The sequence below is a fragment of the Methanosarcina sp. MSH10X1 genome (genome assembly GCF_004099695.1).
In the GTDB taxonomy this organism is placed as follows: domain Archaea; phylum Halobacteriota; class Methanosarcinia; order Methanosarcinales; family Methanosarcinaceae; genus Methanosarcina.
In genome coordinates, this window is record NZ_SCHL01000048.1 from 1 (window position 1) to 600 (window position 600).

Genomic DNA, 600 nt, shown 5'->3' on the forward strand with positions numbered 1-600 from the left:
TGAAATCGATGATTTGCTTGGTTCGTCCTTTGGACCAAGAGGCATGAACAAGATAATAGTGAACCCTGTCGGGGATATTTTTGTCACAAGCGACGGGAAAGTAATCTTAAAGGAAATGGATGTGCTCCACCCGATAGTGACCACACTTAAAAAGCTTGCCGAATCAATGGATAAAGCCTGTGGGGACGGCACAAAGACTGCCGTTATTTTTGCAAGCAACCTTATAAAAAACGCAATCGGACTGATTCGAGCAGGAGTACACCCGACAACTATTATCGAAGGGTATGAGCTTGCCCTGAAAAAAGCCTATGAAATGCTCCAGTATAGCATCAAGCAGGCAACAGAAGAAGATGTGCGCACGACAATCCTGTGCTCGGCAACGGGAAAAGGAGTGGAAAGGTATCAGGCTGAGGCTATAACCAAAATTGTGCTCCGGGTTGTTAAGCACCTTAATGAAAGGCAGGCGTGCAGGCTTGACCTTAACAGGAACATTAAAATCCTCAAAAAAATAGGGGGACCTGAAATTCTTGCCCTTGAAGGCCTTATCCTGGACGAAAACCCTGCAAGAGAGGATATGCCGAAAGCGTTTGAAACCCCGGC

Annotated in this window: 1 protein-coding gene; it reads left to right on the forward strand. The window is 46.2% G+C overall.

All coding sequences use genetic code 11. From position 1 onward, the window contains the following. Positions 1-600, forward strand: a 600-nt coding sequence (locus EQO05_RS15225; protein ID WP_240664788.1) for a TCP-1/cpn60 chaperonin family protein, incomplete at both ends; no start/stop codon positions are given.